Genomic DNA, 12,227 nt, shown 5'->3' on the forward strand with positions numbered 1-12,227 from the left:
GAGTTTCGCTTAGTTACAAATCAACTGCAAAAGCGATTCAGCTTTACCTTCGACCTGCCGATAACACCTGCACGAATCAGCGGGCCCCCAGAACAACAACGCCCTGCGATCGATGATCAGTGAGCGAATGAATTTTCTGGAGAGCGTGCATGAACAGCTGGTTCGCCAATATCAGCGTCAACCTCAAACTCGGCCTGGGCTTCGGCCTGGTGCTGGTTCTAACCGGCCTGCTGGCCCTGACCGGCTGGACCAGCCTTGGCAGCCTGATTGACCGCAGCAACTGGATGGGTGACATCGGTCAGCTCAACAAGGATCTGACCGACCTGCGCATCGCGCGTCTGCAGTACATGATCGCCAATGGCGATGACGCCGCCGCTGCCAACACCCAGGCCAAGCTCGACGCCTTCAGCAAGCAGCAGCAATACCTGGTCACCACCTTCACCAGCCCGGCCAACGTCGTGCTGCTCAAGGAGCTGGGGCAGACCATCAGCGAGTACAAGGTATCGCTGAACAAGATGCGCGCCGGCTACAAGAGTTCGCTGGCCGCCCGTGATGCAATGAACGTGTCGGCGGCCAGGGCCGATGAGGCCATGGAAGTCCTCAGCCAGGACGTCATGTCCCGCCCCGAGCCCGACAGTGTGCGCCTGGCCCAGTACCAGCTGATCAGCAAGGCGCGCCAGCAACTGCTGCAGGTGCGTATCGACGTGCGCGGTTACATTGCCGACAACAGTGCCGCCAACGAGCAGACCGCCCTGCGCCAGCTGGAAGGTGCGCTGGCCGATATCGACAACCTCAAGCGCCAGTTGCCAGCTGAAGCCGCCCGTGTCCAGCAGTTCGAGCAATCGGTGCAGGCCTACCGCGATGCCGTGCGCCAGTTCCGCGATGCGGTTGCCGACATCACCGTTGCCCGCGCCGAGATGACCGTGCAAGGCGCCGATATCGTCAAGCGCAGCGACGCGCTGTACAACATCCAGCTGGAGCGTCGCGACGCAGAAAGCACCCAGGCCCGCAGCCTGCAGACCATCGCCACGTTGCTGGCGCTGCTGGCTGGCGTCATTGCTGCTGTGGTCATCACTCGCCAGATCACCCGCCCGCTGCGCGATACCCTGCAAGCCGTGGAGCGCATTGCCAGTGGCGACCTGACCCACGACCTGCGCGTTACCCGTCGCGATGAAATCGGCGTGCTGCAACAAGGCATCGCACGCATGGGCACTACCCTGCGCGAGCTGATCAGCGGCATCCGTGACGGCGTCACCCAGATCGCCAGCGCCGCCGAAGAGTTGTCGGCGGTGACCGAGCAGACCAGTGCCGGTGCCAACAGCCAGAAGGTCGAAACCGACCAGGTGGCCACCGCCATGCATGAAATGGCCGCTACCGTTCAGGAAGTGGCGCGCAACGCCGAGCAGGCTTCTCACGCCGCGACCGGCGCCGATGACGAAGCGCGTGCCGGTGACCGCGTGGTCGGCGAGGCGATCAGCCAGATCGAACGCCTGGCCGAAGAAGTGCACCGCTCCACCGAGGCCATGAACCTGCTGCAACAGGAAAGCCAGAAGATCGGCAGCGTGATGGACGTGATCAAGTCGGTGGCCGAGCAGACCAACCTGCTGGCGCTCAACGCCGCGATCGAAGCGGCCCGAGCCGGTGAAGCCGGCCGTGGTTTTGCCGTGGTCGCCGACGAAGTGCGTGGCCTGGCCCAGCGCACGCAAAAGTCCACCGAAGAGATCGAGGAGTTGGTGGCCAGCCTGCAGCACGGCACCCAGCAGGTGGCCAATGCCATGCAGGGCAGCCGCACGCTGACCGACAGCAGTGTCGAGCTGGCACGCAAGGCCGGTGCGTCGCTGGAGAACATCACCAGCACGGTGTCGAGCATCCAGTCGATGAACCAGCAGATCGCAGCGGCGGCCGAGCAGCAGAGTGCGGTGGCAGAAGAGATCAGCCGCAGCATCCTGAATGTGCGCGATGTGTCGGAACAGACCGCGGCGGCCAGTGATGAAACGGCGGCGTCCAGCGTGGAGCTGGCGCGCCTGGGTGGTCACCTGCAGATGCTGGTCAGCCAGTTCCGCGTCTGACCTGAGACGTTCGCGGGCACGCCCGCTCCTGCACGTACGGCGCAAGTTTCGAATCCTGCGCTGTACCTGTGCGAGCGGGTATACCGGGGCGCCGAACCGCCGCGAAGTGGCCAGCCCTGCCGATACAGAACTACTTGACGATCATCCCCACCCCACGCCCACGCGGATCGGAAGCAGTCTCAAGCTGCGCCCCGTTCACCCGGATCGCCTGGATATCGCCCATCTCCCAGCCCTGATCCTCCAGCACATAGCCCATCTTCTTCAGCTCATCCGCCACCGACCCGGTCAGCGGCGCGTAGCTGTCGTAGTAGATGGTGTCCTTGGGCAGCAACTGATGGTGCACACGCTGCGCCGCCACGGCCTTCTCCAGCGGCATGCCGTAGTCGTACAGGTTGTTCATCACCTGGAAGATGGAGGTAAAGATCCGCGAACCGCCCGGCGTACCGATCACCAGCTCGACCTTGCCATCGCGCGTCATCAGGCTCGGGCTCATCGACGACAGCATGCGCTTGCCCGGTTCGATGGCGTTGGCGTCACCGCCAACCACCCCAAAGGCATTCGCGGCGCCAGGCTTGGCGCTGAAATCGTCCATCTCGTCATTGAGCAGGAAGCCCGCGCCCTTGACCACCACGCCGCTGCCGTAATCGAGGTTTAGCGTGTAGGTATTGCTGACCGCATTGCCCTGCTTGTCGACGATCGAGAAGTGCGTGGTCTGGTGTGGCTCCAGGCCTGGCTTGACCTTGTCGGTTTCGGAAATGGCCTTCGGGTTGACCTGGGCGGCGCGCTTGGCCAGGTAGTCCTTGGCCACCAACTGGTCGACCGGCACTTTGGTGAACGCCGGGTCGCCGAGGTAGTCGGCACGGTCGGCGAACACACGCTTTTCAATCTCCGAAAGCAGATGGATGTACTGCGCCGAGTTGTGCGCAACGCCCTTGAAGTCCGCCGCACGGTCTTCCTTGATCCCCAGCAGCTGGGCCAGGGCGACGCCGCCGGAGCTTGGCGGCGGCGCGGTATAGACCACGTTGCCACGCCAGCTCAGGGCCATGGGTTCGCGCCACACGGCCTTGTAATCCTTGAGGTCGTCCTTGGTGATCAGGCCCTTGTCGGCCTGCATCTGCGCCACCAGCAGGTCGGCGGTCTTGCCTTGGTAGAACTCGCTCACGCCCTTGTCGGCGATGCGCTCGAGGGTCTGGGCCATTTCCGGCTGCTTGAACAGTTCACCGACCTTCATGTTGCCGAAATAGTCGTTGAAGTTGGTCGCGGTCTTGAACATGCCCTGGGCATCGTTGCGGTACTGGTACTGCTTCTCGGCGACCTTGAAGCCGTTTTTGGCATAGCCGATGGCCGGGGTCAGCAGCTCGCTCCAGGGCAGCTTGCCGAACTTCTGGTGGGCTTCCCACAGGCCCATCACCGTGCCGGGCACGCCTGCGGCGCGCACGCCGACCAGGCTCAGGTTCTCGATGACTTCGCCCTTGTCGTCCAGGTACATGTTGCGCGAGGCAGCCTTGGGCGCCACTTCGCGGTAGTCGAGGAAGTACGGCTTGCCGTCGACGAACAGGGTCATGAAGCCACCGCCGCCGATGTTACCCGCCTCGGGGTAGGTCACCGCCAGGGTGAAGGCCGTGGCCACGGCCGCGTCCACCGCGTTGCCGCCCTTCTTGAGGATGTCGGCTGCAACCTGTGCACCATATTGATCGGGGGCAGCTACAGCGCCGCCTTCCAACGTGGCGGCGTAAGTCGAGGAACAGCTCAGGATCGCGGCTGCCAGAGCCATGTACTGGAACGGGACAATACGCATGACACTTCCTTGGTGTTGTTTTTGTTGAGCAGTCAGTAAGGCCGAAGCACTGTGACTGTGCAATCAAACGCAGGAAGTTTCGCCGCCTGTGGACAGGACCTGTCGCGAACAGGCAACTCAGCAGGCGTACATGGCCAACTTGCGCTGGATGAAATCAAGGAAGCACTGAATCCGCAGGGCCAGCTGGGTGTTGCGGTAGTACACCGCGTGGATCGGCTGGCGGTAGCCGTTGTTGGCCTCGCTCAGCAGTACCTTGAGGCGGCCGGCGCGGATGTCTTCGTGGGTCATGAAATGCGACAGGGCGACGATGCCCTCTCCGGCCAGCGCCAGTTGGCGCAGGGTCTCGCCGCTGGAGGCGATCAGTGCCGGGCGGATGCCCCAGCGGTCACCCTGGGCGTGGCGCAACGGCCACTGGTTCAACGATTCAGGCTGGCTAAAGCCGAGCAGGCAGTGACCGTTCAGGTCTTCGACGTTTTTCGGCGTACCATGCCGCTCCAGGTATTCCGGGCTTGCCAGCACCTGGATCGGGCTGCAACCGAGCGAGCGGGCATGCAGGCTGGAGTCGGCAAGGTCACCGATGCGGATGGCCACGTCGGTGCTCTGTTCCAGCAGGTCGATGATCAGGTCGTCGGTGTTGAGCTCCAGCTCGATGCCGGGGTACTGGCGGCGGAACTCGCCGATCCACGGCAGGATGGCGTGCAGCATGAACGGCGCCGCGGCGTTGATGCGCAGGCGCCCGGACGGCGTCTGGCGATTCATCGACAGGCGCTCTTCCATCTCGTCCATCTGCTGCAGCACCAGGCGCGAGCGTTCGAGGAAGAAGCGGCCCTCCTCGGTGAGGTCCATGCGCCGGGTGGTGCGGTTGACCAAGGTGGTGCCGAGCTTGGCCTCCAGGCGCGACAGGGTGCGGCTGACGGCCGACGGGGTCTGGCCCATCTGCTCGGCAGCAGCGGAGATTGAGCCGCAGTCGATGACGGCGACGAATACCTGGAGTTCTTCGGAGCGGGTTTTCACTTGAGCGCCTGTGTCGGGTCCGTGCAGGGATTAGATAGCCTTGCCGAAGACCTTGTCCAGATGAGCTTCATAGGCCGCCAAGGCTGCCGGCACATCCGGGCGCTTCATCACATCCACTGCAAGGAAGGTTGGCAGCCCGGTCATACCCAGGAACTGGTTGGCCTTGTGGAACGGGAAATACACCGCATCGACACCCTTGCCCTCGAAGAAGTCGCTCGGGTCATCGAACGCTTGCTGTGGTGCGTTCCAGGTCAACGACAGCATGTATTGCTTGCCGTGCACCAGGCCACCGCTGCCGTACTTCTGCGAGTGGTCGGAGCGGGTACGGCCATCGTTGGCATAGAGGCTGCCGTGGCCAGCGGTGAAAACATCGTCGATGTACTTCTTCACGGTCCACGGTGCGCCCATCCACCAACCTGGCATCTGGTAGATGATCACATCGGCCCAGAGGAATTTCTCGACTTCGGCCTGAGCGTCGTAGCCACCGTCGATGAAGGTCTGCTGCACATCGAAACCGGCACGGTCCAGATGCGCCAGCGCGGCGTCGTGCAGGGTCTGGTTGAGACGACCGTCAGAGTGGGCGAATTGTTTGCCGCCATTGAGCAGAAGGATCTTTTTCATGCTGGGCCTCGAGTCATTGGATGGATGAACGGCACAGTAATGGCTCATGGGCGCGGGATACAGCAGTTGGCGGTCAAAATACAATTGACCTGAAGTCACGAATCTCAACTTAATTATTGCCGTAGAATCGAATCTCCAATTATCTGTGAGTACGCCCCATGAGCGAGCAGCACGCATTCATCCTCAAGGCCAAGACCCGTCCGGAAATGGCCGAAGCGTTCGAAACCCTGTTCCGTGCCTACGTCGAGCCCAGCCGCCAGGAACCAGGCTGCATCGAGTACCACATGCTGCGCGACCAGCAGGACCCGACCCTGTTCGTGTTCTATGAAGTGTGGGCCGACAAGGCAGCGCTGGACGTGCATTCAGCATTGCCGCACATGGTCGAGTTCTTCGAAAAGCGCATGGATTACCTGGAGCGCGATTTCGACATCCAGCCGATCGTCATGCTCAGCGCCTCGTCCGCTAACCGTTGATCAGCAGGTGGCCGCCCAGCGCGGCCAGGCCGATGAAGAAGCAGCGTTTGAACAGCACTGCGCTGATGCGCTGGCGCAACCACTGCCCGGCGAGCATGCCCAGCAGGGCCGGCGCCAGCATCAGCAGCGAAGCACCCAGCGCTTGCCCACCCAAGGCATCCTGGCCAGCCAGGCCGACGGCCAGCGCCAGGGTCGAGACCGTGAACGACAGGCCCAGCGCCTGGATCATCTCGTCGCGGCTCAGGCCCAGGCTCTGCAGGTAAGGCACTGCGGGCATGACGAACACGCCTGTGGCTGCCGTGACCACACCGGTCACCAGCCCACAGACCGGTCCCAGCCACCCTTCCCGCTTCGGCGCCATCTGCAACGCTGGGCCTGCCAGCCCATACAGCGCGTAAATCACCAGCGCCGCCCCCAACGCATGCACTGCCCATGGCCCGCTGTTGATGCCCAGCCAGGCACTGCCCAGCAGCGTACCGACGAAGATCATCGCCAGCATCGGCCCGAGCCTGCGCAGCAGCGCCGGCAGATGCCCACCGGCTGCGAGTTGCCAGAGATTGGTCAGCGTCGACGGAACGATCAGAAGCGCCGCAGCCTGCGCCGGCGGCATAGCCAGCCCCAGCAAGCCCATGGCGATGGTCGGCAGGCCGAGGCCGATCACACCTTTGACGGCACCGGCCAGCAGGAAGGTGATGACCACCAGCAGCGTCAGTGCCGGGCCGATGTTCTGGTAGAAAGCGATCAAGGTATTCATGGTGACCATGATGGCTTGCCGCAGCTGGACTGAAAATCTGCCATATTCTCAGCCAGACTCTTGCCAGGACAGAGGCAGATGCATTTCGACCTGATCGATCTCCGGCTTTTCCAGCACACCGTCGAATGCGGCAACATCACCGCCGGCGCCCGGCGCAGCCACCTGTCGTTGCCAGCGGCCAGCGCTCGCATCCGCGCCATGGAGGCCTCGCTTGGCACGCTTTTGCTTGAACGCAATCGCCGTGGCGTGCAGCCGACACCCGCCGGGCAGGCGCTGTTGCAGCATGCGCGGCTGATCGGCCAACAGGTCGAGCGCCTGCAGTTCGACCTGGCCCACTATGCCAAGGGCCAGCAAGGGCAAGTGCGGCTGCTGTGCAACACCGCGGCGCTGACCGAATACCTGCCGGAACTGCTGGCCAGTTACCTCGCCGACAACCCCGGGGTCAGTGTCGATGTGCAGGAACTGCCCAGCCTGCGCATCGTGCAGGCGATCACCCAGGGCATGGCCGACCTGGGCATCATTTCCACCGCAGCGCCCAGCGCACATCTGCAGACCTTGCCGTTTCGCGAGGATCCGCTGGTGCTGGTGACACCGCTGGATCATCCGCTCGTCGCCGAGCCCGCCCCGAGCTTTGTCGATAGCCTTGCCCATGGCCATGTCGGACTGGGGGCGAACAGCGCCCTGGCGCTCTACCTGGAGGAACAGGCCCTGCGCGAAGGCCATCGCATGCAGGTACGGGTGCGGGCCGAAGGGTTTGACGGGGTGATCCGCATGGTCGCTGGCGGTGCCGGTATCGGCGTGGTACCGCTGGCCTCGGTGCAGCGCTGGAAGGGCGTATTGCCGGTGCACTGGGTGGCGCTGCGAGAGGATTGGGCCAACCGGCGATTGCTGTTGTGCGCGCGGGATTTTGCCGGGTTGCCTGGGTATGCGGCGGGGTTGGTTGAGCGATTGATCCAGGCCTGAACGTTTATCGTCGCTTGAAAGATTGCAATGAGCTTGAGCCCAGGGTAATGCCCAGATGGGTTCTGACGCAGCTTGATCACTCAGTGCGCGAGCGCCAGCTCTCGTAAAGCGGCCGACGCGAGAAACCCGGAACGGGAGGCATAACGATGGTCACGCTTCACTTTTTCGTCGATCCGCTGCAGCAGGTTTTCCGGCAGTGTTGCATTGAACCGCACGGCCTTCCCCAGATACGGCGTGACATCAAAATCAACGACAGCCCAGACCCCACCTGCATAATCGGGATTCGCCACATGGACGTCGACTTCCTGCGCTTGCGGAAGCGCTTCGTTATCAGCAACCAAGCCTTCGAAATGAAGCGCCAACGCCTCCTGAACATTCTCCAGCGCTTGAGCGACATTCGCACCGGCAGAGAAGCAGCCTGGCACATCGGGAACGGTCACGCCGTAGTCCGAATCGGCGTCCTTATGCAATACGACCGGAAATTTCATTGCGCGTCTCCTCTGCTGTTCGAGCTGTCGAAGCCACTGGACGGCTTCAAGCCAGCTTGCTTCAGGATGCTGTGTACGGTGCCTTCAGGCAGATCGCTCTTGGGATGAGGAACTGTCACCCTTCCCTTCTTGAACGGATGCCTGAACTGGTGATGGCTGCCCTTCACCTCGACTTCATACCACCCATCCGCCTCAATGAGCTGGATCACTTCACGACTGCGCATTCACCCTTCCTTCGGCAGTCGATGTGTATGATACACACCGAATTAACCAAAACGAAGCGCAGTACACACTATGCACACTTCCGGCGACCAGCGGATGGTTCAGATCGCCAAGTAGGCTTCAACTTACAGCCTTGTAGGAAACCTACATTTCTACCCTATACCCCCAGGGGGTATCACTTCAGATAAGACCGCAACAACGCCGCCACCTTATCCGCCTCATCTTGCCGCTCCTCGGCGCTCAGCCCTTCCGCCACCAGGTGTTCGCGGATGTGCCCTTCCATCACTTCGGTCATCAGCCCGTTCACCGCGCCGCGCACGGCGGCGATCTGCTGGAGGATCGCCAGGCAGTCCTTGTCCTGCTCCAGCGCGGTCTCCAGGGCGGCGGCCTGGCCTTTGATCTTGCGCACGCGGGTGAGCAGTTGTTTCTTGCTCTTGATCGTATGTGCCATTCGCTTTCACACCATGATAGGTATACTGGGGTATAGTATATTTCTCGACATTCCGGGAGCATGATAAACCATGGCGACACAAACCTCAGGCCGCTGGCAGCACAGCCACCAGTTCCACACCAGCAACCTAGGCGCCGAGCGCAAGACACGCCTGGCCGTGTGGCTGACGGCGATCATGATGGTGGCGGAAATCGCCGGGGGCTGGTTCTTCAACTCCATGGCCCTGCTCGCCGACGGCTGGCACATGAGCTCGCATGCCCTGGCCCTGGGCCTGTCGCTGCTGGCCTACGCGGCCGCGCGTCGTTATGCCAAGGACCAGCGCTTCGCCTTCGGGACCTGGAAGATCGAGATCCTCGGCGGCTATTCCAGTGCCCTGCTGCTGCTCGGTGTGGCCGGGCTGATGGCCTTCCAGTCGGCCGAGCGCCTGCTGACGCCGGGGCCGATCCACTATGACGAGGCGATCTTCATTGCGGTGATTGGCCTGGCCGTGAACCTGATCTGCGCCTGGCTGCTGCGCGACGATCATGACCATCACCACCATCACGGTCACGACCATCATCACGACCACGGCCATCACCACCACGACCTGAACCTGCGCTCGGCCTACCTGCACGTGATCGCCGACGCCGCCACCTCGGTACTGGCGATCGTCGCCCTGCTGGCCGGCAAGTTCTGGGGCGCCAGCTGGCTCGACCCGGTAATGGGCCTGGTCGGTGCGGTGCTGGTGGCGCTCTGGGCCCGCGGCCTGCTGCGCGATACCGGCCGCGTTTTGCTGGATGCCGAGATGGATGCGCCGGTGGTCGAGGAAATTCGCGAAGTGGTCGCCGAACTGCCGGTACCCGCCACCATCACCGACCTGCACGTGTGGCGCGTGGGCAAAGACCAGTACGCCTGCATCCTCAGCCTGGCCACCCAGGCCGCACTGAGCGCCGACAGCGTGCGCCAGGCACTCGCCGTGCACGAGGAATTGGCCCACGTCACCGTCGAGGTCAACGCCCTGGCATAGCGCGGGCAGGCAGCTGGACGTCGAGCCCAGGCAACTGCGGCTCGGCGGATGGCCCTATGGTGACGAGTCATTCAGCCAGTCACCAGGAGTTGTGCCATGTCCGATTTCATCACCGTCCTGCGCGAAACCTGCCCGACGCCGGTCGTGGACGCCACCAAGTGGAAGCGCATCGGCGGCGATCCGCATACCGTCAACCTCAACGCCTACCTGTCGGCCGACGGCAGCAAGATCATGGGCACCTGGATCTGCACCCCGGGCAAGTTCGAGGTCAACTACGAGAAGTGGGAGTTCTGCCATTTCCTCGATGGCTACTGCATCATCACCCCGGAAGGCGAAGAGCCGAAGCACCTGAAAGCGGGTGATGTGTTCGTGATCGAACCGGGGATGAAAGGCACCTGGGAAGTGGTCGAAACCGTGCGCAAGTATTTCGTCTTCGCCTGATTTTTTGCCAGAGCGATGCAGGCCCTGTGGAAAACACGAAACTTCCTACAGGGCCATCACTCTGTTGAACACCGGCAGCAGAAATAGCAAAACAGCCATAAATCCATTGAACTTCAGAAACATCTTCTGACATTTACCCTCAGCTTGAATCCCCCTGCTTGTAGTCCTTTTCTGAATTGCGCCACACCGCCCCATAGCGTATTGCTCTCGTTCTCTCCCAGACCTAGCCTGCACAAGGTCGCCCGAATCGCCGGGCAGCATTGCCCATCCAAAACAATGTCAAGGAGAGGAATCATGGCATTCGACGCCTACATTCAGATCGACAGTATTCCAGGCGAAGCACTGGACGAAAAATACAGCAAATGGATTGAAGTGCTGGGCTACGACTTTGGCGTCCGCCAAAGTACATCTGCCACTGCCAGTTCTGCAGGCGGCGCAACATCGGGCAGGACCTCCGTCACCAACTTTACTTTCACCAAGTACCTCGACAGTGCCAGTTGCAAGCTGATGGAAGCCAGTTGCACAGGCCAGCACCTGAAAGAGGTGAAGCTCGCCCTCTGCCGTGCTGGCGGTGACAAGCTCAGGTACTTCGAAATCATCCTCGAAGAGGTGATCATCGCCGAGTATTCGCAGGCCGTGGACACAGGAGTGCCGCTGGAAGTGGTGCAACTCAATTACGGGCGGATCAAGACCACTTACACCCAGCAGCGCCGCCACGACGGCAGTGGCGGCGGTAATATCGCCGGGGGCTGGGACCGTATCGGCAACAGAAAATACGCGTGAGGGTGCTTCCATGTCTGAAGCCCGCGCTTACCTGAACCTCAAACTGCAGAACTATCACAGGCTGAAATCCGACCTGGCGCTGACCGGTCATTCCCTGGAAAAGTTTGACGTGCTGAATTCACACATTGCCAATACAGTGGTCCGTAGCGGTGAACTTATCATCATCGGCGACCCTACCACGGCTTCCTGCACCAGCCAGGAAGCCTGGATGATGAGGCAGGCGACAATTGCGCACTTGGGGCTGATGCGCAACGGCCAGGGTGTGGATAACTTTTTCCTGGACAATTTCGAGACCTTGAAGAGCCTCATCGCACATGCATCCATGGGTGCAGGGGTGGTCAGTGAAGGGTGGAGCAAACACCTGAAAGCTATCGAGGCCACCTTGATGGAAATCGAAAAGCTGCATCAACGGCACCTCGGGACAGGGGCAATGACCGCTCGCGATCAGTTCCTTGCAAAGCGTGCCGCCTTGTTCATGAAGTTGGATGAGCAGTTGGACAAGCTGGCTGCTTACGGTTCCGGGCTAAGGAACAAAGGCTCGATCAAAAGGACGTTGGGGATATCCACAAAGAGCTATTTGCATACAGGCGAAATTGCAGGATATGCCACCAAAGTCTCAGGCGTGGCGACGGCTGCTAATCTGATCAAGAAAGGAACGTATGTAGGGATTGCGTTAGACGTCGCTGCTACGGGGCTGGAGATACATAAAGCCTGTACGCTCGGACGCGAGGAGGAATGCAAAAAGGCGCATTATGTCGAGGTTAGTTCATTAGCCTTGGGTTTGGTGGGTACTACAGCTGGGGCAGCCAGTGGCAAGCTTCTTCTTGGTGCTGCTTGCAGCGTGGTGTTTGGCGTAGCGACAGGTGGAACCGGAGCACTCGCTTGTGGGATATTCGGCGGTACAGTGGGGGGAATGGCAGGCGGAAAATTTGGGAATGAAGCAGGCGCCTGGGCTGGAGAACTTCTATACGAGGCAGTAGCAAAATGACAATCATGCACTGGATTTTTTTAGTCTACAGCATGACAGTCACAACTTTACTTTTCTTGAACCTGGCATTAACAATATATATCGCTCATCGCAAAATTGATTACATTGAAGGATTCTTATTAAACTGCAATGCAATAACCGACGAAAAAGAACTCT

General features: G+C 61.1%; 14 protein-coding genes. 7 read left to right on the top strand and 7 right to left on the bottom strand.

Annotated elements, in window-relative coordinates; translation table 11 throughout:
* The first annotated feature begins 149 nt into the window (after window positions 1-149).
* The gene (locus HU738_RS20005; protein WP_186601180.1) at window positions 150-2,069 is read left to right on the top strand and encodes a methyl-accepting chemotaxis protein; all 1,920 of its coding nucleotides are present in this window, start codon (window positions 150-152) and stop codon (window positions 2,067-2,069) included.
* 130 nt (window positions 2,070-2,199) lie between these two features.
* Here HU738_RS20005 and ggt read toward each other — a convergent pair whose 3' ends face one another.
* The 3 genes from ggt to mdaB form a co-directional block, all read right to left on the bottom strand.
* Window positions 2,200-3,867 (bottom strand): gamma-glutamyltransferase, encoded by a 1,668-nt coding sequence (gene ggt, locus HU738_RS20010; RefSeq protein WP_186601179.1) that lies wholly within the window; start codon window positions 3,865-3,867, stop codon window positions 2,200-2,202.
* 117 nt (window positions 3,868-3,984) lie between these two features.
* The gene (locus HU738_RS20015) at window positions 3,985-4,881 is read right to left on the bottom strand and encodes a LysR family transcriptional regulator (RefSeq protein WP_176507678.1); all 897 of its coding nucleotides are present in this window, start codon (window positions 4,879-4,881) and stop codon (window positions 3,985-3,987) included.
* A 30-nt stretch (window positions 4,882-4,911) separates the two neighbouring features.
* Window positions 4,912-5,502, bottom strand: coding sequence for an NADPH:quinone oxidoreductase MdaB (mdaB, locus tag HU738_RS20020; RefSeq protein ID WP_060508731.1), 591 nt, complete (start codon window positions 5,500-5,502; stop codon window positions 4,912-4,914).
* Between the two features lie 158 nt (window positions 5,503-5,660).
* Here mdaB and HU738_RS20025 point away from each other — a divergent pair, with 158 nt between their 5' ends.
* The gene (locus HU738_RS20025; RefSeq protein ID WP_176507677.1) at window positions 5,661-5,975 is read left to right on the top strand and encodes a putative quinol monooxygenase; all 315 of its coding nucleotides are present in this window, start codon (window positions 5,661-5,663) and stop codon (window positions 5,973-5,975) included.
* Here HU738_RS20025 and HU738_RS20030 read toward each other — a convergent pair.
* Entirely contained in the window at window positions 5,965-6,729 is a 765-nt protein-coding gene (locus tag HU738_RS20030; protein WP_186601392.1) for a sulfite exporter TauE/SafE family protein, read from the bottom strand. The two genes, HU738_RS20025 and HU738_RS20030, sit on opposite strands and share 11 nt — an antisense overlap.
* Window positions 6,730-6,807: 78 nt before the next feature.
* Here HU738_RS20030 and HU738_RS20035 point away from each other — a divergent pair, with 78 nt between their 5' ends.
* The gene (locus HU738_RS20035; RefSeq protein ID WP_186601178.1) at window positions 6,808-7,692 is read left to right on the top strand and encodes a LysR family transcriptional regulator; all 885 of its coding nucleotides are present in this window, start codon (window positions 6,808-6,810) and stop codon (window positions 7,690-7,692) included.
* 80 nt (window positions 7,693-7,772) lie between these two features.
* Here HU738_RS20035 and HU738_RS20040 read toward each other — a convergent pair whose 3' ends face one another.
* From HU738_RS20040 to HU738_RS20050, 3 genes are all read right to left on the bottom strand, one after another.
* The gene (locus tag HU738_RS20040; RefSeq protein WP_103448987.1) at window positions 7,773-8,180 is read right to left on the bottom strand and encodes a type II toxin-antitoxin system HicB family antitoxin; all 408 of its coding nucleotides are present in this window, start codon (window positions 8,178-8,180) and stop codon (window positions 7,773-7,775) included.
* Entirely contained in the window at window positions 8,177-8,404 is a 228-nt protein-coding gene (locus HU738_RS20045; RefSeq protein ID WP_186601177.1) for a type II toxin-antitoxin system HicA family toxin, read from the bottom strand. The genes HU738_RS20040 and HU738_RS20045 overlap by 4 nt, the downstream gene beginning before the upstream one ends.
* Before the next feature lie 173 nt (window positions 8,405-8,577).
* Window positions 8,578-8,853 (bottom strand): metal/formaldehyde-sensitive transcriptional repressor, encoded by a 276-nt coding sequence (locus HU738_RS20050; protein ID WP_060508741.1) that lies wholly within the window; start codon window positions 8,851-8,853, stop codon window positions 8,578-8,580.
* 70 nt (window positions 8,854-8,923) lie between these two features.
* Here HU738_RS20050 and dmeF point away from each other — a divergent pair, with 70 nt between their 5' ends.
* The 4 genes from dmeF (at window position 8,924) to HU738_RS20070 (ending at window position 12,071) form a co-directional block, all read left to right on the top strand.
* Window positions 8,924-9,859: a CDF family Co(II)/Ni(II) efflux transporter DmeF gene (gene dmeF / locus HU738_RS20055; RefSeq protein ID WP_186601176.1), complete on the top strand. Its 936-nt coding sequence runs from the start codon at window positions 8,924-8,926 to the stop codon at window positions 9,857-9,859.
* A 96-nt stretch (window positions 9,860-9,955) separates the two neighbouring features.
* Entirely contained in the window at window positions 9,956-10,300 is a 345-nt protein-coding gene (locus tag HU738_RS20060; RefSeq protein ID WP_003258412.1) for a cupin domain-containing protein, read from the top strand.
* 294 nt (window positions 10,301-10,594) lie between these two features.
* Window positions 10,595-11,083 carry an Hcp family type VI secretion system effector gene (locus tag HU738_RS20065; RefSeq protein ID WP_186601175.1) on the top strand — a complete coding sequence of 163 codons (489 nt, stop codon included), beginning with the start codon at window positions 10,595-10,597 and terminating at the stop codon, window positions 11,081-11,083.
* A gap of 10 nt (window positions 11,084-11,093) precedes the next feature.
* Window positions 11,094-12,071, top strand: a complete 978-nt coding sequence (locus tag HU738_RS20070; protein ID WP_186601174.1) for a hypothetical protein — start codon at window positions 11,094-11,096, stop codon at window positions 12,069-12,071.
* Window positions 12,072-12,227: the final 156 nt, after the last annotated feature.

Origin of the sequence: Pseudomonas vlassakiae (genome assembly GCF_014269035.2) — a bacterium.
Lineage (GTDB): Bacteria > Pseudomonadota > Gammaproteobacteria > Pseudomonadales > Pseudomonadaceae > Aquipseudomonas > Aquipseudomonas vlassakiae.

Excerpts from the sequence above, each read along its gene's own strand:
- ggt (WP_186601179.1), bottom strand. The coding sequence starts at position 3,867 with ATGCGTATTGTCCCGTTCCAGTACATGGCTCTGGCAGCCGCGATCCTG.
- HU738_RS20045 (WP_186601177.1), bottom strand. The coding sequence starts at position 8,404 with ATGCGCAGTCGTGAAGTGATCCAGCTCATTGAGGCGGATGGGTGGTAT.
- HU738_RS20065 (WP_186601175.1), top strand. The coding sequence starts at position 10,595 with ATGGCATTCGACGCCTACATTCAGATCGACAGTATTCCAGGCGAAGCA.
- HU738_RS20005 (WP_186601180.1), top strand. The coding sequence starts at position 150 with ATGAACAGCTGGTTCGCCAATATCAGCGTCAACCTCAAACTCGGCCTG.
- HU738_RS20070 (WP_186601174.1), top strand. The coding sequence starts at position 11,094 with ATGTCTGAAGCCCGCGCTTACCTGAACCTCAAACTGCAGAACTATCAC.
- HU738_RS20040 (WP_103448987.1), bottom strand. The coding sequence starts at position 8,180 with ATGAAATTTCCGGTCGTATTGCATAAGGACGCCGATTCGGACTACGGC.
- HU738_RS20025 (WP_176507677.1), top strand. The coding sequence starts at position 5,661 with ATGAGCGAGCAGCACGCATTCATCCTCAAGGCCAAGACCCGTCCGGAA.
- HU738_RS20060 (WP_003258412.1), top strand. The coding sequence starts at position 9,956 with ATGTCCGATTTCATCACCGTCCTGCGCGAAACCTGCCCGACGCCGGTC.
- HU738_RS20035 (WP_186601178.1), top strand. The coding sequence starts at position 6,808 with ATGCATTTCGACCTGATCGATCTCCGGCTTTTCCAGCACACCGTCGAA.
- HU738_RS20050 (WP_060508741.1), bottom strand. The coding sequence starts at position 8,853 with ATGGCACATACGATCAAGAGCAAGAAACAACTGCTCACCCGCGTGCGC.
- HU738_RS20030 (WP_186601392.1), bottom strand. The coding sequence starts at position 6,729 with ATGAATACCTTGATCGCTTTCTACCAGAACATCGGCCCGGCACTGACG.
- mdaB (WP_060508731.1), bottom strand. The coding sequence starts at position 5,502 with ATGAAAAAGATCCTTCTGCTCAATGGCGGCAAACAATTCGCCCACTCT.
- dmeF (WP_186601176.1), top strand. The coding sequence starts at position 8,924 with ATGGCGACACAAACCTCAGGCCGCTGGCAGCACAGCCACCAGTTCCAC.